15 protein-coding genes are annotated in these 23,446 nt (G+C 34.5%); all 15 read left to right on the top strand.

The features are described 5' to 3' along the window. Positions 1 to 32: 32 nt before the first annotated feature. The 15 genes from nrfD to VKY41_RS04130 all read left to right on the top strand — a co-directional run bounded on the left by nrfD (position 33) and on the right by VKY41_RS04130 (position 23,439). Entirely contained in the window at positions 33 to 1,490 is a 1,458-nt protein-coding gene (gene nrfD / locus VKY41_RS04200) for an NrfD/PsrC family molybdoenzyme membrane anchor subunit (protein ID WP_500813183.1), read from the top strand. Positions 1,491 to 1,494: 4 nt separating this feature from the next. After that, positions 1,495 to 2,031, top strand: a complete 537-nt coding sequence (locus tag VKY41_RS04195; RefSeq protein ID WP_500813182.1) for a DUF3341 domain-containing protein — start codon at positions 1,495 to 1,497, stop codon at positions 2,029 to 2,031. A 9-nt stretch (positions 2,032 to 2,040) separates the two neighbouring features. Continuing rightward, the gene (locus VKY41_RS04190; protein ID WP_500813181.1) at positions 2,041 to 2,598 is read left to right on the top strand and encodes a c-type cytochrome; all 558 of its coding nucleotides are present in this window, start codon (positions 2,041 to 2,043) and stop codon (positions 2,596 to 2,598) included. A gap of 24 nt (positions 2,599 to 2,622) precedes the next feature. Next, complete coding sequence (locus VKY41_RS04185; protein WP_500813180.1) at positions 2,623 to 3,963, top strand: quinol:cytochrome C oxidoreductase; 1,341 nt, start codon at positions 2,623 to 2,625, stop codon at positions 3,961 to 3,963. A gap of 28 nt (positions 3,964 to 3,991) precedes the next feature. Next, positions 3,992 to 5,059: a cytochrome c oxidase subunit II gene (locus VKY41_RS04180; protein ID WP_500813179.1), complete on the top strand. Its 1,068-nt coding sequence runs from the start codon at positions 3,992 to 3,994 to the stop codon at positions 5,057 to 5,059. 36 nt (positions 5,060 to 5,095) lie between these two features. Beyond that, the gene (locus tag VKY41_RS04175; RefSeq protein WP_500813178.1) at positions 5,096 to 6,889 is read left to right on the top strand and encodes a cytochrome c oxidase subunit I; all 1,794 of its coding nucleotides are present in this window, start codon (positions 5,096 to 5,098) and stop codon (positions 6,887 to 6,889) included. A 261-nt stretch (positions 6,890 to 7,150) separates the two neighbouring features. Beyond that, the gene (ruvB, locus tag VKY41_RS04170; RefSeq protein WP_500813177.1) at positions 7,151 to 8,176 is read left to right on the top strand and encodes a Holliday junction branch migration DNA helicase RuvB; all 1,026 of its coding nucleotides are present in this window, start codon (positions 7,151 to 7,153) and stop codon (positions 8,174 to 8,176) included. A gap of 19 nt (positions 8,177 to 8,195) precedes the next feature. Continuing rightward, positions 8,196 to 9,119, top strand: a complete 924-nt coding sequence (queG, locus tag VKY41_RS04165) for a tRNA epoxyqueuosine(34) reductase QueG (RefSeq protein WP_500813176.1) — start codon at positions 8,196 to 8,198, stop codon at positions 9,117 to 9,119. 72 nt (positions 9,120 to 9,191) lie between these two features. Beyond that, entirely contained in the window at positions 9,192 to 11,492 is a 2,301-nt protein-coding gene (locus VKY41_RS04160) for an NADP-dependent malic enzyme (protein ID WP_500813214.1), read from the top strand. Positions 11,493 to 11,549: 57 nt separating this feature from the next. Continuing rightward, on the top strand, positions 11,550 to 12,131 hold the full coding sequence (ruvA, locus tag VKY41_RS04155) for a Holliday junction branch migration protein RuvA (RefSeq protein WP_500813175.1): 582 nt from the start codon (positions 11,550 to 11,552) through the stop codon (positions 12,129 to 12,131). A gap of 5 nt (positions 12,132 to 12,136) precedes the next feature. Further along, on the top strand, positions 12,137 to 19,351 hold the full coding sequence (gene sov / locus VKY41_RS04150; protein WP_500813174.1) for a T9SS outer membrane translocon Sov/SprA: 7,215 nt from the start codon (positions 12,137 to 12,139) through the stop codon (positions 19,349 to 19,351). A 61-nt stretch (positions 19,352 to 19,412) separates the two neighbouring features. Continuing rightward, the gene (gene gcvH / locus VKY41_RS04145) at positions 19,413 to 19,793 is read left to right on the top strand and encodes a glycine cleavage system protein GcvH (RefSeq protein ID WP_500813173.1); all 381 of its coding nucleotides are present in this window, start codon (positions 19,413 to 19,415) and stop codon (positions 19,791 to 19,793) included. Beyond that, positions 19,786 to 20,160, top strand: coding sequence for a VanZ family protein (locus VKY41_RS04140; RefSeq protein WP_500813172.1), 375 nt, complete (start codon positions 19,786 to 19,788; stop codon positions 20,158 to 20,160). The genes gcvH and VKY41_RS04140 overlap by 8 nt, the downstream gene beginning before the upstream one ends. A gap of 67 nt (positions 20,161 to 20,227) precedes the next feature. Further along, positions 20,228 to 20,947, top strand: a complete 720-nt coding sequence (locus tag VKY41_RS04135) for an energy transducer TonB (RefSeq protein ID WP_500813171.1) — start codon at positions 20,228 to 20,230, stop codon at positions 20,945 to 20,947. A gap of 371 nt (positions 20,948 to 21,318) precedes the next feature. Further along, a complete protein-coding gene (locus VKY41_RS04130) occupies positions 21,319 to 23,439 on the top strand; it encodes an energy transducer TonB (protein WP_500813170.1) in 2,121 nt (706 codons plus the stop codon). Positions 23,440 to 23,446: the final 7 nt, after the last annotated feature.

Genomic DNA, 23,446 nt, shown 5'->3' with positions numbered 1-23,446 from the left:
AAACGAATTAAGAAAATAATTATAGAAGGATTATGGCGTCTCATTACGAAGCACCTATTAGAAGACCTTTAGTTACAGGTGAAAAATCATACCACGATGTATCCGTGGATGTAGCACGACCTGTTGAAGGTAAAGCAAACAAATCTTGGTGGATAGTTTTTTCTATTTCACTTGCAGCGTTTCTCTGGGGAATAGGGTGTATTATTTATACAATTTCAACAGGTATCGGAACCTGGGGTTTAAACAAGACCGTAGGTTGGGCTTGGGATATTACTAACTTCGTTTGGTGGGTTGGTATTGGTCACGCAGGAACTTTAATTTCTGCAGTACTTTTGCTTTTCCGTCAAAAATGGAGAATGGCAATTAACCGTTCTGCGGAAGCAATGACAATTTTTGCTGTTGTACAAGCAGGATTGTTCCCACTAATACATATGGGGCGTCCGTGGTTGGCATATTGGGTATTACCTATACCAAACCAATTCGGATCTTTATGGGTAAACTTTAACTCACCGTTACTTTGGGACGTATTTGCAATTTCTACGTATTTATCGGTTTCATTAGTTTTCTGGTGGACTGGTTTACTTCCTGACTTTGCAATGCTACGTGATAGAGCAGTAAAACCTTTCCAAAAGAAAATTTATTCTTTAGTAAGTTTTGGTTGGTCTGGACGTGCAAAAGACTGGCAGCGTTTTGAGGAAGTATCTTTAGTACTTGCTGGTTTGGCAACGCCTTTAGTACTTTCTGTACATACGATTGTATCTTTTGACTTCGCAACGTCTGTAATACCTGGTTGGCATACTACTATTTTCCCTCCTTATTTCGTTGCAGGTGCGGTATTCTCAGGATTCGCAATGGTAAACACGCTTCTTATTATTATGAGAAAAGTGGTTAACCTTGAAGATTATATTACTATTCAGCACATTGAATTAATGAACATTGTAATTATGATTACAGGTTCTATTGTTGGTGTAGCATATATTACTGAGTTATTTATTGCATGGTATTCTGGAGTAGAGTACGAGCAATATGCCTTCTTAAACAGAGCAACTGGTCCTTACTGGTGGGCATATTGGGCAATGATGACTTGTAACGTATTCTCTCCACAGTTTATGTGGTTTAAGAAATTAAGAACAAGTATTATGTTCTCTTTCATAATCTCAATTGTAGTAAACATTGGAATGTGGTTTGAGCGTTTTGTTATTATCGTAACTTCATTACATAGAGATTACTTACCATCTTCATGGACAATGTTCTCTCCAACTTTTGTAGATATTGGAATTTTTATTGGAACTATAGGATTCTTCTTTGTATTATTCTTATTATATGCTAGAACATTCCCGGTAGTTGCACAAGCTGAAATTAAAACCATTCTAAAATCTTCTGGTGATAAGTATAAAACTTTAAGAGAGTCAGGAAAGAGTTTAGTGGGAACTGGAGTTGATGAAAGAACTTCTGGAAGTCAAGTTAACAAAACTAAAAACGACGAGTAGCAATATGGAAACGTCAAAAGTAATTCACGCTATTTATACAGATGATGATGTTTTAATGAACGCCGTTAAAAGAGTAAGAGCGGAAAAACATCACATTGAAGAGATATATACACCTTTTCCAGTTCATGGACTAGACAAGGCAATGGGCCTAGCGCCAACTAGATTAGCTATAACAGCATTTTTATACGGATCTGTAGGATTAGTAGTAGCAATTTTCATGATGAAATATATCATGATAGAAGACTGGCCTCAAAATATTGGGGGTAAACCAAGTTTTAGCTTCATTGAAAATATGCCAGCCTTCGTACCAATTATGTTTGAGCTAACCGTATTTTTTGCTGCCCACTTAATGGTAATTACATTTTATTTAAGAAGTAAACTGTGGCCATTTAAAGAAGCTGAAAATCCAGATGTAAGAACTACTGATGACCATTTCTTAATGGAAATCCCTGTTCATGGAAATCAAACAGAGTTAGAAAACTTATTGAAAGAAACTGGAGCAGTAGAAATTAAATTAATAGAAAAAGAAGAAGCACATTAATATTGTAATATGAAGAGCTTAGTAAAAATAACGGTTATCGCATTAGTATTCGCATCGTTTGTGGCTTGCCAAAACAAGTCAAAACCTAACTACCAGTTCATGCCTGACATGTATGAATCTGTAGGTTACGAAACGTATTCAGAGTCCGCTGCCTTTACAAATGGTGTAGAAGCCCAATTGCCTGTTGAAGGAACGGTGCCTAGAGGACATAAACCTTTTGATTACGAGAATACCATTGATGGGTATAATTTAGCAAAAGCTAATTTAATGAGTCCATTAGATTCGACTCAAGTTGATTTAGTTCGTGCCAAAGGATTATATGATATTTATTGTGGAATTTGTCACGGAACTAAAGGTGATGGACAAGGAAACCTAGTGAAAAGAGAAAAGATTCTTGGTATACCTAAGTACGATGATATAGGAAGAGCTATTACGGCTGGAAGTATATATCATGTAATTTACTACGGTAAAAACACTATGGGTTCGTATGCAAACCAACTTAATGAAGAAGAACGTTGGCAAGTGGTTGCTTATGTATTAGATTTAAAAGCTAAATTAGAAAAGTAAGAAAGATAAAGATTCAATATAGATATGTACACATTCTCAAATAAATTAAAGACATTTTCTATTGCCTTAATGATTTTAGGTCTATTAGGCGTAGGATATGGTTTTATGACATCTCATAAATCTTTTGAAGAAGTTGAAACCATGCTTGCAGAAGAAGCGTCTCATCATGGTGGAGATCATGCTGTAGTTTCAGAACATTCAGATAAAGGTCATGAAACAAATGGACAAGATGGTATTGCTCAAGTGGATGAACACTCAGAACACGTAAAGCATGTACAGCATCAAATAGCAAATAGACCTTGGTCTGCATTATATGTAGCAGCCTTTTTCTTTTTTATGATCGCTCTGGGAGTGTTGGCTTTTTATGCTATTCAAATTGCATCTCAATCAGGTTGGTCTCCGGTACTATTTAGAGTCATGGAGGGAATTACAGCTTATGTATTACCAGGAGGTGTTATTGTGTTAGCAATAGCATTAGCCTCTGGACTTATAGGTCATTACAATATTTTTGTTTGGATGGATCCAGATGTAGTTGCTAACGACAAGTTACTACAAGGAAAAGCTAATTATTTAAGTATAGGTTGGTTTGCAGTTAGAGGAATAATTTTTATTGCAGGTTGGGCTTTATACAGACATTTCGCCCGTAAGTTCTCAATAGCTAATGATACAGCTACAGACGAGAGTAACTTTAAAAAAGCATTCCGTATTTCGGCCGCATTCTTAGTATTCTTTATCTATACAGAATCTATTATGTCGTGGGATTGGATTATGAGTGTTGATCCACACTGGTTCAGTACCCTATTTGGATGGTATGTATTTGCAGGAATGGCGGTAAGTGGTATTACAGTAATTGCTTTTGTAGCCTTATATCTAAAATCTAGAGGTCATTTAGAGGTAGTTAATGATAGTCACATTCATGACTTAGCAAAATTCATGTTCGGATTTAGTATTTTTTGGGCGTACTTATGGTTCTCTCAATTTATGTTAATCTGGTATGCGAATATTCCTGAAGAAGTAACATACTTTATTACTCGTATAGAAGATTACAACATCCTTTTCTTTGGAATGTTGGTATTAAACTTTGTTTTCCCATTCTTAGTATTAATGAATAGTGATTACAAACGTCTACCATGGTTTGTTGTAATGTCTGGTGTTATTATAATAGTAGGACACTTCGTAGATGTATATGTTATGATTATGCCGGCAACAGTTGGAGATAGATGGGCTTTTGGTATTCCAGAAATCGCATCAGTAATGTTATTTTTAGGCTTATTCCTATTCGTTACATTTACGGCTTTAACTAAAGCACCATTAGTAGTAAAAAGAAATCCATTTTTGAAGGAAAGTGAACATTTCCATTATTAAGAAACTTAATTAAAGAAGAGAAAAGACAATGACAGCTTTTTTAACAATTATAATAGTAATTTTTGTGGCTATTGCCATTTGGCAAATGGTTAAAATATTTGATTTGGCTCAAGTAGGCGTTTCAGATACACAGATAGCAACAGATAAAGATAATAAGGTAAATGCCTATATCATGTTAGCCTTCTTGGCTTTCATATATATCTTAACCTTTATATGTTTTATTTATTGGGGTGATCTACCTTTATTATCAAACGCTGCTTCAGAACATGGCTCGCAAATTGATAATTTGATGATTATCACCTTAGTTATTCTTTTTATCGTGCAATTTATTACACAGTATTTATTGCATTACTTTGCCTTTAAATACAGAGGTGAAAAAGGTAAAAAAGCTTTATTCTATGCAGATAATAATACCTTAGAGGCTATCTGGACTATTATTCCTGTTATTGTATTATCAGGTCTAATTATCTATGGATTGTTTACTTGGACCTCTATTATGAATATAAGTGAAGATGAAGATCCTTTAATTATCGAATTATATGCTCAACAGTTTAACTGGAAAGCCCGTTACGGTGGAAACGATAATACTTTAGGTAAAGCAAACGTGAGGCTTATAAATCTTGACAATGCTAATATTTTAGGATTAGATGAATCTGATCCAAATGGTCAAGATGATATTATTGTTTCCGAAGTACATTTACCAGTAGGTAGACCAGTATTATTTAAAATCAGGTCTCAAGATGTATTGCACTCTGCTTACATGCCTCACTTTAGAGCACAAATGAACTGTGTTCCTGGTATGATTACTCAATTTGGATTTACTCCAACTATTACTACTGCAGAAATGAGACAAACTCCAGAGATGGTTGAGAAAGTGTCTAAAATCAATAAAATTAGAGCAGAAAAGAGTAAAGAATTAGCTGCTAATGGCGAAGAAGCTTTAGATCCTTACGAGTTTCATTACTTGTTATTATGTAATAAAATTTGTGGTAAATCTCATTACAACATGCAAATGAACATAATTGTTGAAACTCAAGAAGAGTACGATGCATGGATAAAAGAACAAAAAGAATTTAAAGATTCTTTGATTAAGTAAATTAAGAAACGGTTTTAAAAAGTATATAAATAGATTATGTCAACACACGCAGATACTCACGCACACGAAGAAAATGAAGGGCATCATCATAAAGAGACATTCATAACTAAATACATATTTAGTCAAGATCATAAAATGATCTCTAAACAATACCTTATTACTGGTACCCTTATGGGTATTATAGGGGTGTTAATGTCGGTTATGTTTCGTATACAAATTGCATGGCCTGAAGAACCAAATGTGTTATTTGAAGCTTTATTAGGAAAATGGGCACCGGATGGTGTTATGGATGCTGATGTTTATTTAGCTTTAGTAACTATCCATGGTACCATAATGGTATTCTTTTTATTAACTGCTGGTTTAAGTGGAACCTTTAGTAACCTTTTAATTCCATTACAAATTGGAGCACGAGATATGGCTTCAGGGTTTTTAAACATGGTGTCTTATTGGTTGTTCTTTTTATCTGCAATAATCATGTTAGGTTCCTTATTTGTTGAAGCAGGACCTGCAGCAGCTGGATGGACTATTTACCCACCGCTAAGTGCTTTGCCAATGGCTCAGCCTGGATCTGGAATGGGAATGACATTGTGGTTGATTTCTATGGCTATCTTTATTGCTTCCTCATTATTAGGATCATTAAACTATATTGTTACTGTAATAAACCTTAGAACTAAAGGTATGTCTATGACAAGACTTCCTTTAACGATTTGGGCATTCTTTGTAACAGCTATTATTGGTGTAGTTGCATTCCCTGTATTATTATCAGCTGCCTTATTGCTAATAATGGATAGAAGCTTTGGAACATCATTTTTCCTATCTGATATATTCATTCAAGGAGAGGTGTTGCATTATCAAGGAGGTTCGCCAGTATTGTTTGAACACTTATTCTGGTTCTTAGGACACCCAGAGGTATATATTGTTATTTTACCAGCAATGGGAATTGTTTCTGAAATTTTAGCATCAAATTCACGTAAACCTATTTTCGGTTACCGTGCCATGATTGCTTCTATTTTGGCAATTGCATTTTTATCTACAATTGTTTGGGGACACCACATGTTCGTTTCTGGAATGAATCCATTCTTAGGGTCTGTATTTACATTTACTACCTTATTAATTGCTATTCCTTCTGCAGTTAAAGCGTTCAACTGGATAACAACCATATGGAAGGGTAATATTCAAATGAATACCGCCATGTTATTTTCTATAGGTTTCGTTTCAACGTTTATTACGGGTGGTCTAACTGGTATTATTTTAGGAGATAGTGCTTTAGACATTAATGTTCACGATACTTATTTCGTTATTGCTCACTTCCACTTAGTAATGGGTATTTCTGCCCTTTATGGAATGTTTGCAGGAGTTTATCATTGGTATCCAAAAATGTTTGGTAGAATGATGAATAAAAATCTAGGTTATATCCATTTCTGGGTAACAGCTATCTGTGCTTATGGAGTGTTTTTCCCAATGCACTTTATTGGGATGGCAGGATTACCAAGACGTTACTATACTAACTCAGCTTTCCCTTTATTTGACGATTTAGCTGATGTTAACGTTGTAATTACAGTATTCGCAATTATTGGATCTATTTTCCAAATTGTATTCTTATATAATTTCTTTGTGAGTATGTTCTATGGAAAAAAGGCAACTCAAAACCCATGGAGATCTACTACATTAGAATGGACAACTCCAGTAAAACATATACACGGAAACTGGCCAGGAGCTATTCCTCATGTATACCGTTGGCCATACGATTACAGTAAGCCTGGACATGATGATGATTTTGTCCCTCAAAATGTTCCTTTAAAAGAAGGAGAAGAAGAATTACATCATTAAGATTCCTCGATATTAAGATGAATTTTATAAAGACCTTTAAGCGACTATGTCATTTAAAGGTCTTTTTTTGTGTTCCTGTTTTAACACCTACAATCGATTCATAAAATCTAAAAAGCCTTTCACTCAAATGAGAAAGGCTTTTTCTTTATATTTACAAAAAGAAATAATAGTTCTATTTTATCTTTGTACATTCCTTTTTAAGATAAAAGGAATGTGCCTAAAAATAATTAAACCTTTATTCCTGTATTCACGGGATGTATTATGAATGAAAATCTAGATCCTACCGGAGAAAACTTTAGTCCAGAAGAGTTGGACGTGGAAAAAAAATTAAGGCCTTTATCTTTTGACGATTTTACAGGACAGGATCAAGTATTGGAAAATCTTCAAATATTTGTTCAAGCGGCAAACTTAAGAGATGAAGCTTTAGATCATACCCTGTTTCATGGACCTCCTGGATTGGGAAAAACTACCTTAGCACACATACTAGCTAGTGAATTAAATGTTGGTATAAAAGTTACTTCCGGACCTGTCCTTGACAAACCAGGAGATTTAGCTGGGCTCTTAACTAACCTTGACGAAAGGGATGTGCTTTTTATTGATGAAATCCATCGTTTAAGTCCTATTGTAGAAGAATATCTGTATTCAGCTATGGAGGATTATAAAATTGATATAATGATTGAATCAGGACCTAATGCTAGAACTGTTCAGATAAATCTAAATCCCTTCACATTAGTGGGGGCTACAACCCGTTCAGGGCTATTAACAGCTCCTATGAGGGCACGTTTTGGTATTCAAAGTAGATTACAATATTATAACACCGAATTACTAACCACCATAGTTCAACGTAGTGCATCCATTTTAAAAGTACCAACATCTATGGAGGCAGCAGTGGAAATTGCAAGTAGAAGTAGGGGAACACCTAGAATAGCGAATGCTTTGCTGCGTAGAGTTCGCGATTTTGCACAAATTAAGGGCAATGGGCAAATAGATATTAAAATTGCAAAGTTTGCATTAGAAGCACTCCATGTTGACGCTTATGGTTTAGATGAAATGGATAATAAAATTTTAACGACCCTAATTGATAAATTTAAAGGTGGTCCAGTTGGAATTACTACTTTAGCGACAGCAGTTAGTGAAAGTGCTGAGACCATTGAAGAAGTATATGAGCCTTTCTTAATTCAAGAAGGTTTTATTATGAGAACACCTAGAGGTAGAGAGGTAACAGAATTAGCCTATAAACACCTAGGTAAGATTAAAGGTCCAATTCAAGGAGGACTGTTCGAGTAAGTTTGAAAAATTCCAATAGATGAATTCAAAATCTAGATATTCAGAATTAATTAAATCCGAAGCTAAACGCCTCGGATTTTTGTCTTGTGGAATAAGTAAAGCGCAGTTTTTAGAAGAAGAGGCTCCAAGGTTAGAAAAATGGCTTAAAAACAATAATAATGGTACCATGCAATACATGGAAAATCATTTTGACAAGCGATTAGACCCAACAAAATTGGTAGAAGGCTCTAAAAGTGTCGTGTCGTTATTATTGAATTATTTCCCGGAAAAAACTCAAACTTCCGACAGTTATAAGCTTTCAAAATATGCGTATGGTACCGATTATCATTTCATAATAAAAGATAAATTAAAGTCTCTGTTACATTTCATTCAAGATGAAATAGGCGAGGTTGATGGACGTGCTTTTGTTGATTCTGCTCCAGTCCTAGACAAAGCATGGGCGGCAAAATCCGGACTTGGATGGATTGGTAAACATTCCAATCTTTTAACTCAGCAAGTTGGTTCCTTTTATTTTATTGCTGAATTAATTATAGATTTAGAATTGGAATATGATGGTATTACTTCAGACCATTGCGGAACATGTACAAAATGCATCGATGCTTGCCCTACCCAAGCCATTACTGATCCTTTTGTAGTGGATGGAAGTAAATGTATTTCGTACTTTACTATCGAGTTAAAAGAAAATATTCCTACCGAGTTTAAAGGTCAGTTTGAAGATTGGATGTTTGGCTGCGATATTTGTCAAGATGTTTGTCCATGGAATAGGTTTTCAAAACCACATAAAGAACCTCTTTTTAATCCCCACCCAGAATTACTTTCAATGACTAAAAAAGATTGGGACGAAATTACTGAAGATACATTTAGGAAAGTTTTTCAGAAATCAGCGGTTAAACGCACTAAGTTTTCTGGTCTAAAACGCAACATCAATTTCCTAAAAGATTAGGCTTTAAGTTTCAGTATTCTTACATTTGTGGGTTCAGAATTTTTCTGAATGAAGCTTAAATCAATAGCTAATATGAGCAAACAAAGTAAACGTAGAGAAGCCTTAGTATATCACGCAAAGCCTACACCAGGTAAAATAGAAGTTATTCCAACCAAAAAATATTCCTCCCAAAGAGATTTATCTTTAGCTTATTCGCCAGGGGTCGCCGAGCCTTGTTTGGAAATTGCTAAAGATGTAAACAATGTCTATAAATATACGGCCAAAGGAAATTTGGTTGCAGTAATATCCAACGGAACTGCCGTTTTAGGACTTGGAAATATTGGGCCTGAAGCTTCTAAACCAGTGATGGAAGGAAAAGGCTTATTATTTAAAATTTTCGCAGATATAAATGTTTTCGACATAGAGGTAAATACCGAAGATGTTGAAGAATTTATTCAAACCGTAAAAATGATTGCTCCAACTTTTGGAGGTATTAATTTAGAAGATATAAAGGCACCTGAAGCTTTTGAAATAGAAAGACGATTAAAGGAAGAACTGGATATTCCAGTTATGCACGACGATCAACATGGTACGGCTATAATTTCTGCAGCAGCATTGTTGAATGCTTTGGAACTTTCGAATAAAAAAATAGAAGACGTACGTGTTGTTATTAGTGGGGCTGGTGCTGCTGCTATTTCATGTACTAGATTATATCAAGCTTTTGGAGCTAAACGCGAAAATATAGTTATGCTTGATAGTAAAGGAGTTATTAGACAGAGCAGAGAAGATTTGACAGATGAAAAGGCTGAATATGCTACACACCGAGAAATCGATACGCTGTCTGAAGCTATGGTAAATGCCGATGTGTTTGTTGGTCTTTCAAAAGCAGATATCGTTACTCCTGAAATGTTATTATCCATGGCGGAAAACCCTATTGTTTTTGCTATGGCCAACCCAGATCCAGAAATAGACTATCAATTAGCTGTCGATACGAGAGACGATATCATTATGGCTACAGGACGATCTGACCATCCAAACCAAGTAAATAATGTTCTTGGATTCCCGTTTATTTTTAGGGGAGCATTAGATGTAAGAGCTACAAAAATTAACGAAGCTATGAAAATGGCAGCAGTGGTAGCATTAGCTAATTTGGCGAAAGAACCTGTTCCAGAACAAGTGAATATTGCCTATGGTGAAACCCGTTTAACTTTTGGGAAAGAATACATTATTCCTAAACCTTTTGACCCAAGACTAATTGCCGAAGTACCACCAGCGGTAGCAAAAGCTGCCATGGAAAGTGGTGTTGCCCAAGAGCCAATTGAAAATTGGGAAAAATATAAGGATGAACTTTTAGAGCGATTAGGTTCAGATAATAAATTAGTTAGACTTTTATTAAATAGAGCTAAAATTAATCCTAAAAGAGTGGTTTTTGCTGAAGCAGACCATTTAGATGTTTTAAAAGCGGCTCAAATTGTACATGATGAAGGGATTGCTATTCCTATTCTTTTGGGTAGACGTGATGTTATTGAAAGACTAAAAGAAGAGATTGATTTCGATGCTGATGTAGAGATTATTGATCCAAAATCGGATGAGGAGGAGGAACGAAAAAATAAATACGCTGAAGTTTATTGGGGACAACGAAACAGAAGAGGAATCACTTTGTATTCAGCTCAAAAAATAATGAGAGAACGCAACTATTTCGCAGCCATGATGGTGAACGAAGGTGATGCTGATGCGATGATTTCTGGGTATTCTAGAAGTTATCCTTCAGTAGTTGCTCCTGTACTAGAACTTATAGGATTAGCTCCAGATTCTACAAGAATTGCAACCACAAATTTAATGATAACACAACGTGGTCCATTGTTTTTAAGTGATACTGCAATAAACATAAATCCAACAGCAGAAGATTTAACCAAAATCACCCAAATGACGGCGGGCGTGGTTAAAATGTTTGGATTGGAACCAGTTATGGCTATGATTTCTTATTCTAACTTTGGTTCATCTAAAAATCAAACAGCCAACAAGGTAAGGGAAGCAGTTAGCTACTTACATAAAAGACATCCTAATTTGGCAGTAGATGGCGAGCTTCAAGCTGACTTTGCTTTAAATAGGGAAATGCTACAGGATATCTTCCCGTTTTCTAAATTGGCTGGTAAGAAAGTAAACACTCTAATATTTCCAAATCTAGAATCGGCTAATATTACCTATAAATTGTTAAAAGAGCTATACAAAGCAGATTCAATTGGACCAATTATGATGGGGTTAAAAAAACCTGTTCACATCCTTCAACTAGATGCTAGTGTAGACGAAATTGTTAACATGACTGCAATTGCCGTTATTGATGCGCAACAAAAAGAAAAACAAGCTAAATCTTTAGACGCATTAGAGAAATAAAGGGCATTATAGTGTAAATAATTTTATTACATTTGAGAGTTTACTAAAATTTTGTTAATGATTACACATATTCAAGGAAAGCTTGTAGAGAAAAATCCAACAGATGTTGTTATAGATTGTAATGGTGTTGGTTATTTGTTGAACATTTCTTTGCATACGTTTTCACATATACCAGATCAAGAAAACATCAAATTATACACTCATCTCCAAGTTAAAGAGGATTCCCATACTTTATTTGGGTTTTCTTCTTTAGCTGAAAGGGAGATTTTTAGATTATTAATTTCTGTAAGTGGAGTAGGAGCTAGTATAGCCAGAACCATGTTGTCTTCATTAACACCTAAACAAGTAAGAGAAGGAATTGCTGTAGGAGATGTTGCATTAATTCAATCTATAAAAGGAATTGGTGCAAAAACAGCTCAACGAGTAATTTTGGATTTAAAAGACAAAATTTTGAAAGTTTACGATATTGATGAACTTTCAACCCCTAAAAGCAATACAAACAAGGACGAAGCGTTATCTGCTTTAGAAGTTCTTGGATTTAATAAAAAACAATCCGAACGTGTGGTGGAGAAAATTGTATCCAGCCAACCAGATGCTAGTGTAGAAGATATTATCAAACAGGCCTTAAAAAAATTGTAAAAGATTTGAGTGCAACCCATACAAAGTATTTAAAAACAAGCAGACAAAATTTTCTATTAAGCGCGTTATTGCTTTTTAGTCTTTATTCGTTCTCTCAGGTAATACCAACACCTCAGGACTCTACAAGTACGGGGTTTTCTTTAGGAAATATACACATGCCTAATCCTTCAAGTATTGAGTCCAAATATACCTACGATCCTCTAACAGATAGATATATTTATACAGAAAGCGTAGGGAAATTTAATATTAAATACCCCATAATTTTAACGCCTGAAGAGTTTAGAGAACTTGTTTTACAGGAAAACTTAAAAGCTTACTATAAAGAAAAAATTGACGCATTTGAAGGTAAAAAAGCAGGTACTGAAGACGGCCAGAAGGATTTATTGCCTGAATTTTATGTTAGATCTGGATTGTTTGAAACAATATTTGGAGGAAATACTATAAATGTTGTTCCTCAAGGATCGGTAGAAATGGATTTGGGTGTGTTGTTTACCAAACAAGATAATCCAACATTCTCACCTCAAAACAGAAGTAATTTTACTTTCGACTTTGACCAGCGAATTAGTTTAAGCTTACTTGGTAAAGTAGGAACTAGATTGCAAGTAACAGCGAACTACGACACTCAATCTACCTTCGATTTCCAAAACCTAATAAAATTAGAATACACTCCAACCGAAGATGATATCATCCAGAAAATTGAGGTAGGTAACGTTAGTATGCCATTAAACAGTTCTTTAATTACAGGAGCTCAAAGTTTATTTGGTGTAAAAGCGCAATTGCAATTTGGTAAAACAACCATTACAGGGGTGTTTTCTGAACAAAAATCTGACACTAGAACGGTAATTGCCCAAGGCGGAGGAACGCTTGAAGAATTTGATTTTTTCGCTAGGGACTACGACGAGAACAGGCATTATTTCTTATCACATTACTTTAGAGATAACTACGATAAGAGTTTGGAAAACTATCCATTTATCAATTCCAATGTGCAAATTACTAGAATTGAAGTTTGGATAACAAATAGAAACAATAATACAGAAAATGTTAGAAATATTGTTGCATTACAGGATTTAGGAGAGTCAAATCCAGATCCGAATGCCAATAATATTTTATTGCAACCTATACCTCCAGGATTCATAAATGTAGGTCCTAATGCATATCCAAGTAATAAAAATAACGACTATGATCCAACAAAAATAGGCTCAGGTTCTGTACTTACTCAACAAATTCGAGATATTGCTACCGTACAACAAGGTTTTGGTAGTTTGTCTGGCCAAGTTAATGAGGGTTCAGATTACGCCAAACTAGAAAACGCAAAAAAATTACAACAAGGTCAAGAATTTACTTTAAATCCGCAATTAGGTTATATTTCCTTAAATCAAAGATTAAATAACGACGAGGTTTTAGCGGTTGCATTCCAATATACGGTTGGAGGACAAGTGTACCAAGTAGGTGAATTTGCTAACGATGGCTTAGATGCTACAGGCGTAAATACAGATCCAAGTGGCATAACTACCGTAACCAACAATACATTAGTTCTAAAATTATTAAAGAGCCCGATTACAAATGTTAATCAGCCAATTTGGGACTTAATGATGAAGAACATCTATAACACAGGTGCATATCAATTAAGTCAAGACGATTTTAAACTAAATATATTTTATAACGAAGCTTCTCCTTTAAACTTTATCACGCCTGTCGGAGGAGGTACTTTTGGGGTTGATGTTAATGGAAATCCAATTACAGGAAGCACGCCGCCGGGAGATTTAATTGAAAATACGACATTATTAAGATTATTTAATTTAGATAGATTAAATTTCAACGGCGACCCGCAAACTAGTGGAGATGGATTTTTCGATTTTGTTCCAGGGGTAACTGTTATTCCTGAAAATGGAAAAATAATTTTCACCAAAGCAGAGCCTTTTGGGAAATATTTATTTGACAAATTAGCTCTTGGAGGTGAGGATTATAACAACGACTTAACCTATAACGATAACCAAGCTAAATATGTTTATGACATTCTTTATAAGCAGACTAAAACAGCCGCATTAGAAGCAGCAGAAAAGAACAAGTTTAAAATTAAAGGACGTTATAAATCCTCAGGTGGAGACGGAATACCAATAGGAGCATTTAACGTGCCTCGTGGTTCAGTTAAAGTAACAGCCGGTGGTAGAATGTTGGTTGAAGGTATTGATTATACCGTAAACTATATGCAAGGGACTGTCCAGATATTAGATGAAGCATTAAAAGCGTCTAATACACCTATTCAAGTTACAACTGAAAACAATGCGGTTTTTGGACAACAAACAAAGCGTTTTACTGGTTTTAACGTAGACCATCAATTTAGTGATAACTTTGTAATTGGTGCTACTTGGCTTCATTTAAATGAAAGGCCAATCACACAAAAAGCTAACTATAATCAAGAACCAATCAATAACCATATTTTTGGAATTAATGGAAATTTTTCTACTGAAGTACCATTTTTCACAAGATTGGTTAATAAATTACCAAACATAGACACAGATGTGCCATCAAATCTTTCGCTTAGAGGAGAGTTTGCTTATTTAACACCTGGTTCTCCAAAAGGAACGGAGTTTAACGGTGAAGCAACTTCTTATGTAGACGATTTTGAAGGCTCTCAAAATTCCATCGATTTAAAATCACCTCAATCATGGTTCTTATCTAGTAGACCCCATGGAATTAATGGGAATAATGATAACATTAACGGAATAGAACAGGGCTTCAACAGAGCCATGTTAAACTGGTACAATATCGACCCAATTTTTTACGGAAGCAGAAGTCCAAATGGTATTTCGGACGACGATATTTCTAATCTTTATACAAGCCGTGTTTTCATTCAAGAATTGTTCCCAAATCAAGATGTTGCTCAAGGACAATCTACTGTAGTTAATACTTTAGATTTAGCATATTATCCTGAAGAAAGAGGGCCATATAATTTCCAAACTACAGATATTGATATTAACAGCAATACTTTGTTAGACCCACAGAAGAGTTGGGCAGGTATAACAAGAGCTTTAACTTCAACGGATTTTGAACAAGCGAATGTGGAATATATCGAATTCTGGCTACAGGATCCTTTCCAAGAAAACACTTCTAATCCTGGAGGGAAACTTGTATTTAACTTAGGTAATATTTCAGAAGATATTGTAAAGGATGGTAGGAAATTATATGAAAATGGTTTGCCTGCTGACGGAAATGTAATTGGTGTTTTACCGGTTTCAGATTCATGGGGAACGGTTTATCCTCAAAACCAATCCTTAATTTATGCCTTCGACACTAACGGACAAGAACGAGCTAATCAAGATGTGGGCTACGATGGATATAATGACGCAGAAGAAAGACTAGCATTTCCTGATTTTGCGGCTTTAGACGATCCTTCAAATGATAATTATAAGTATTTCCTGAATACTGAAGGAGATATTTTTGAAAGATACAAACGATATAATGGCGTAGAAGGAAACTCTCCTTCTGAATTTTCAGATACCAATCGTGGCTCTACAACTCAACCAGATGTAGAAGATATTAATCGTGATAACACTATGAATACCATAGATAGTTATTATGAGTACGAATTAAATTTGACCCCTGGTACTTTAAATATCAACAATCCATATATAGTTGATATTAAGCAAGATCAAGTTAGAACCTTACCTAATGGCCAAACTGTTACTCCAAGATGGATACAGTTTAGAATTCCTGTTTCAGATTATACTGGAGCAATTGGAGGAATTTCGGACATGAGGTCTATTCGTTTTTCACGTATGTATTTAAAGGAGTTTTCTGAAAAAACAGTTTTTAGATTTGGTACTTTAGATTTAGTAAGAAGTGACTGGAGAAGATACGGCCTAACTTTAGATGAGGATGGTGGAGATCCTAATTTAGATAATACAGAGTTTTCAGTAGGTGTTATTGGAACCATCGAAAACGATGGAATATACATTTCTCCTCCAGGAGTAGAACCTGAAGAGTATTATAACAACAACACCGTTATTCGTCAGAACGAACAATCTTTAGTGTTAAGAGTTTGCGACCTAGAATCTCATGATGCAAGAGCCGTTTACAAAAATATTAATGTAGACATGCGCCAATTTAAACGTTTAAGAATGTTTATTCATGCTGAAGAAGGTGATATCACAGGTTTAGACGATGAGGACTTGGTAGGTTTTATAAGAATGGGTAACGATTTAACCCAAAACTACTATCAAATAGAAGTACCACTTAAAGTTAGCGCCGGAACAAGTAGAGAATTGCTTTGGCCAACTGAAAACGAAATAAATTTAGCTTTAAGTTTACTTCAGGATATTAAATCAAAAGGGATTAGCAACGGAACCCTTGCAAATCCAACCCCAACTTTTTATGATGTTATTGATGATGCATTAAGTGAAAATCCAGTTCCGGAATATGCACCCTATGTACTTGGTCAGGAACGTATAGGTATTATTGGTAATCCAAATTTTGGAGACATTAGAACTTTGATGGTTGGAGTTAAAAACGCAGCAGGTGTAGATAAATGTGCGGAATTGTGGTTTAACGAATTGCGCTTATCCGATATGGATAACGAAGGAGGTTGGGCAGCAATTTTAACCATGGATACTAACTTTGCAGATTTTGCCAATGTAAGCGCTACAGGAAGAAAAAGCACTACTGGTTTTGGTTCCATTGAACAAGGTCCAAATCAGAGGAGTAGAGAAGATGTGGAACAATATGATGTTGTAACAAACGTAAATATTGGTCAATTACTACCACCAAAATGGGGCATTCAAATTCCTTTTAATTATGGGCAAGGAGAAGAATTGATCACGCCGAAGTACGATGAATACTATAAAGATTTAACTTTAGAATCCAGGTTAGACGCTGCAACTTCTAGTGAAGAGGAAGATGATATTAGAGAGCAATCTGAAAATTATACAAAACGTAGAAGTATAAACTTTATAGGTGTTAGAAAAATTAAAACCAACGATTCTAAAGCTCGATTCTACGATGTAGAAAACTTGACATTTAATTATTCCTACAATAAAATAAAACACAGAGATTTTGAAATTGAAAACTCTATTGACCAAACGGTGAGAGCAGGGGTTAATTATGCTTATAGTTTCCAACCTGTTTCCATAGAACCTTTTAAAAATAGAGATTCATTATTTACTGGAGAATATTGGAAACTATTAAAGGATTTTAATTTTAATCCCTTGCCATCAAACTTCACAGTAAATACAAATATTAACCGTCAGTTTAATCAGCAAAAGTTTAGAGAAATCGATTTAACGGGTAATAATATTGGTCTTGACGAATTTTACAGAAGAAACTACACCTTCGATTATCAATACACAATTAATTATAACTTAACAAAATCGCTTCAGGTAAACTTGACAGCCTCAAACAATAATATTGTAAGAAATTATTTCCAAAACAATATTATTAATGGCGAACAGGATCCAAGTTTGACTGTATGGGATGGCTTTTTCGATTTTGGAGATCCAAACAGACAGTTCCAACAACTTACGGTTAATTATGATATTCCTCTGAAAAAAATTCCAGCATTAAGTTTTGTGGATGCAACCTATTCTTATAGTGGAGATTTTCAATGGCAAAAAGGATCAGATTTATTTGGTAACCTTGAGGTAGATGGACAAGTTTACGACTTAGGGAATACCGTTTCTAATGCCAATAGACACAATATTAACAGTACATTAAATATGAATAAGTTCTATAATTATGTAGGGCTTAAAAAGAAAACGGTAAGAAGAACGCCAGCACCAACATCAAGACCGATAACAGCAAACAGAACGGATAGTGATGCCGAAAGAAGAGCTTCAAAACCAGCGAAAGCTAATAATGGTAGTCAGAAATTGGCTAACGCGGGAATAGATATTTTAACAAGTTTAAAAAGAGTTCAATTAAATTACTCTGAAACTAATGGAACATATCTGCCAGGATATTTAAGAACTCCTGGTTTTATTGGAACTTTAAAACCAACAATCGGGTTTACTTTTGGAAGTCAAAGCGATGTAAGACACCTTGCTGCTAAAAACGGATGGTTAACGCTATACCCAGATTTCAACGAACAATATACAGCAGTAAAAACTAAACAATTGGATTACTCTGCTAATGTAGAGCCGTTAAAGGACTTAAAAATTGATCTAGTTGGAAATAGGTTGTTAGCAGAAAATTATACGGAAAACTATAGAATTAACGACTATGGAGATGGTCTTGAATATGAATCATTAACACCTAATAGTTTTGGAAACTTTAGTATTTCTACTATTCTTATAAAAACAGCTTTCAGTAAAAGTGATGAAACCCAATCTGCATCTTTTGATGATTTTAGGGCAAACAGATTAAAAGTAGCAAATAGACTAGCCGAGTCTCATTACGGGACCACAAGTTATCCGGTAGACACAGAAGGCTATCCAGTTGGATTCGGTAAAAACAGCCAATCTGTATTATTGCCATCATTCCTAGCAGCATATTCTGGACAGGATGCTGGTGGAGTCTCGCTTTCAGCTATTAAAGATTTCCCAATTCCAAATTGGGATATAAAATATACGGGTTTAATGAATATGAAATGGTTTAAACAGCGCTTTAAACGTTTCTCATTAATCCATGGTTATAGAGCATCATATACTATTAATCAATTCAGATCTAATTTAGATTATGATCCGTCAGAACCAGAAGCACTGGACCAAGGAGGGAATTTTAAAAACGAAATTTTATATAGTAACATTAACTTAACCGAAATGTTTAGTCCATTAGTGCGAATTGATATGGAAATGAAAAACTCGGTAAAGATTTTGGCCGAAATCAAAAAAGACAGGCTACTTTCTTTAAGTTTTGATAATAACTTGATGACAGAAATTCAAGGAAACGAATATATTGTTGGTTTAGGTTACAGAATTAAGGACGTTAGGATAAATTCTAAATTAGCAGGTCCAACCAAGAGAATTGTAAGCGATTTAAATTTTAAGGCGGATTTATCATACAGACGAAACGAAACCATAATTAGATATTTGGATGTAATGAACAACCAAATAACTTCAGGACAAACAGTTTGGTCAGGAAAACTAACAGCAGATTATTCATTTAGTAAAAACTTAACTGGAATTTTCTACTTTGATTATATGTTTTCAGAATACGCTATTTCAACTGCATATCCACAAACAACTATACGTTCTGGAATTACTTTAAGATATAATTTCGGTAATTAGTGAAATCTATTTGATATTACCGTTTGAATAAATACATTTGCGAAAATAAATACAATTAGAAATGAATATTCCATCAAATTTAAAGTACACTAAAGATCATGAATGGGTAAAAATGGATGGCGATGTAGCTACCGTTGGAATTACAGATTTTGCTCAAAGTGAATTAGGGGACATCGTATACGTAGAGGTTGAAACTTTAGACGAAACCCTAGAGGCCGAAGAAATTTTTGGCACAGTTGAAGCTGTAAAAACAGTTTCAGATTTAATCCTACCTGTTTCGGGAGAAATTATTGAATTTAACGAATCCCTTGAAGACGAGCCAGAAAAAGTAAATAGCGATCCTTACGGCGATGGTTGGATGATAAAAGTTAAATGTTCAGACGTATCTCAAGTAGAAGGATTACTGTCTGCAGACGCTTATAGAGAATTAATAGGTGCTTAAAAAACAAGCATTATTAATTGCTATTTCTTACACCCTTGCACTTGTAGTAGTAAGTTTAGTCAAACTTGATTTAAGCTCGGTTAAAGATGTAGTACCATCTTTTAGCGATAAAATATTTCATTTTTTGGCTTATGCACTATTTACTTGGCTCTGGTTTAATACTTTTTATTTCAAATTTAATTTCGGTAAAATAAAAGGTATATTTACAACAATAGTAATTTCAATTACGTTTGGTATAATTATTGAAGTAATGCAATGGCTGGTAACATCATCTAGAAGTTTCGATTTGTTAGATATTCTAGCAAATACTTTAGGGGTATTATTAGCAGCTATTTTAATAAATAGCAAAATAAAACTTAGACGTTAAAAAATATTAATCGTTTGCATTATTGCCAAAGAATTGGTTATTTTAGCACTCAGGAAAATTAAAAATCATGGAACAAAAGAAAAATCCGAAATCAAACGTAGGTCGTAATAGCTCCCTGTTCTTCGCAGTTGGAATGGCGTTAATGTTATTTATAACGTACACAGCTATTAACTATAAGACTTATGATAAGGAAGCTATCGATATTGGGATGTTAAATCTAGATGACGAGTTTGAGGAAGAAATTCCAATTACTGAGCAATTACAAACTCCACCACCTCCGCCACCACCACCAGCTGCACCTGAGGTTATTGAGGTAGTAGAAGATGAGGAAGAGGTTGAAGAAACAGTTATTGAATCTACAGAAACAAATCAGGAAGAAGAAATTATTGAAGTTGAAGAGGTGTTTGTAGAAGAGGTTGAAGAAGATGTTGAGGTGCCTTTTGCTGTAATTGAAAATGTTCCTGTGTTCCCTGGATGTGAAAGTGGAAATAACGAAGCTAAAAAAGCATGTATGAACGAAAAGTTAAGTAAGTTCATTGCAAATAAATTTAATACTGATTTAGCTGGAGATTTAGGTTTAAGTGGTATCCAAAGAATTAGTGTGTTCTTTAAAATTGATAAAACAGGAGAAATTGTAGATGTAAAAGCAAGAGCTCCACACCCAAGATTAGAACAAGAAGCTATTCGTGTGGTAGGTTTATTACCTAAAATGCAACCAGGAAAACAACGTGGAAAAGCAGTAAGAGTACCATACTTCTTACCTATAAAATTCCAAGTACAAGACTAAGAAAGTTAGTTTATAATTAATATAAAAATCCCGTCATCATTCCGTTTATCGGTTGTGACGGGATTTTAATTTTAATATAAACGGATCTTTCCTAATTACGAAGGTTTCCTAGATAAATGTTTCAGTAAGCTTTGTACTCTAATTTCTTTTTGAAGTCCCATCTAGCTAGATTGAAATTTCTATAATTTCATCCTTCACATTAAAAAATGATAAAAAAACCTTCCGATTTAGATTCTATATAAGTTTTTAATAATAAATTAGAATTTTAATATATTTCGCAAATTATAGTCAATGGCACTTTCGTTAACGACTATTTTTGGAACCCTAGATTATTAAAAAAATAGTATCTTTCAACGCAAATAATTCCATCTATGAATATGAAGAAGTTCTTCGTAATTGTTTTTCTGTTTTTTCAAATATATAGTTACGCACAAAATAAGTTTTTATACGAGAAACCCCCTGTGTTTTCGGAATGCGAAAATATAGATGTTGAGCTTCTACAAAAATGTTTTGACAACCAAGTCTTTACTCATGTTTTTGAAAATTTCCAAGTACCTCAGGAGGTGAGTGATGAAAAGTATACTGGCAATGTAGTGGTGCTTTTTGAGGTTGATAAAGAAGGTGAGTTTCGAGTTATTTATGTAGATGCAACCTACCAAGGATTAAAGGATGAGGCTAAACGTGTTTTTAAAGAGCTTCCTAAAATTCAGCCAGGGACTTATAATGGGAAACCAACCTATAAACAATATTCTATAGCCATTAAAATTCCATTGGTTAATCAAGCTGTGGCTACAGAAGATTTGTCCAAGGATAAGGACCCTGATTTTGATTCCGAATTAACTGAATTAGAAAATGCGGCTAAAAAAGAATATGATAGTGTGAATGCTAAGCTGGTTCCATTTTCAAACAAAGAATACACAAGTCAATTAAATATTCCGTTTACTCATAGCGCTTATTCCAAATTTGATAGAAGTGTAAATCTAGTTGGTACGAATAGTCACACAGCTTCTAAGCCTTATTTATATGAAGATGTTGCGCCTTACTACGATTTTCAAGAAGCAATTGATACGCTAGCAAAAGATACACGTAGCTTTTCGGGAAGAAAGCTTTGGAACGAAAGGTTAGTAAGAGTAGAAGGTCAAGATTATTGGTTTACAATCGATCCTATTTTTGATTTTCAGGTAGGTAAGGATACCGATGCTGATTTTTCAAGCACCTATAATAATACAAGAGGAATCAATATACAAGGAGGATTTGGAAAGAAATTCAGTTTTTATACTTCAGTTTTTGAAAGTCAAGGTCGCTTTGCACAGTATTTTAATCAATATGCGGTATCGATTAAAGGAGCAGACGAAGCAGCTATAATTCCTGGACGAGGAATTGCTAAAGCATTTAAAGAAGGAGGATATGATTATCCTGTAGCAGAAGCTTACTTGTCATATACACCATATAAGTTTTTGAATGTGCAGTTTGGTCATGGTAAAAACTTTATTGGTGATGGATACCGTTCCTTATTTATTAGTGATGTAGCTACTCCTCATCCATTTTTAAAGCTAAACACTACATTTTGGAAAATAAAATATACAAGTACTTGGACTTGGCTTAGAGATGTAAGACCTGAAGTTAAAGAAGATGGTGCCTATTTTACGAAATATATGGCAACTCATTTTTTAAGTTGGAATGTTTCAAAAAGATTGAATGTTGGACTTTTCGAATCAGTTATTTGGAACAATGCTAATAACAGAGGATTTGATATAAATTATTTAAATCCAATTGTATTTTTTAGAGCTATTGAGTTTGAAACTGGTCAAGGGGCAGGTAATGCGCTTCTTGGTATGTCTGGGAAATATAAGCTAAACGATAACATGAACATTTATGGACAGTTTATCTTAGACGAGTTTTCATTAAGCCATATGACCGGCGGAGAAAAAAGTTGGAAAAACAAATACGGATACCAATTGGGCTTTAAGTATTACAATGCTTTCAAAGTAAAAAACCTCATGCTTCAAACGGAATATAATAGGGTGCGGCCATATACCTACTCTCATAATACCGTAGTGTTGAACTATGGCCACAGTAACCAATCTATGGCGCATCTTTGGGGAGCTAATTTTAGCGAATTTGTGCTAATTGGGCGCTATCATTATAACCGTTGGTTTGGAAACGCTCAAATGGTTCTTGGAACGAGAGGGTTTGATTTTAATGATGGTACAGATAACTATACTTATGGAGCAGATATATACCGAAATTATAACGAAAGACCTTATGACTCGGGAATAGTAGTGGGGCAAGGAAATAAAACCTCAACCTTTTTTGCTAACCTGCAAGTTGGTTATGTAATTAATCCAGCTACCAATTTAAAGATTTTTACTGATGTAACCTTTAGAGATTTTAATCCTGAAGCTCAAACTCTCAATACATTTAGTAGTAACACGCTTTGGTTTAATGTAGGAATTAGAACAGACCTATTTAATTGGTATTTTGATTTGTAGAATTAAC

The organism is Xanthomarina sp. (genome assembly GCF_035306605.1).
In the GTDB taxonomy this organism is placed as follows: domain Bacteria; phylum Bacteroidota; class Bacteroidia; order Flavobacteriales; family Flavobacteriaceae; genus Xanthomarina.
Note: the sequence above shows the minus strand (reverse complement) of the source record. Positions and strands in the feature narration are given on the sequence as shown.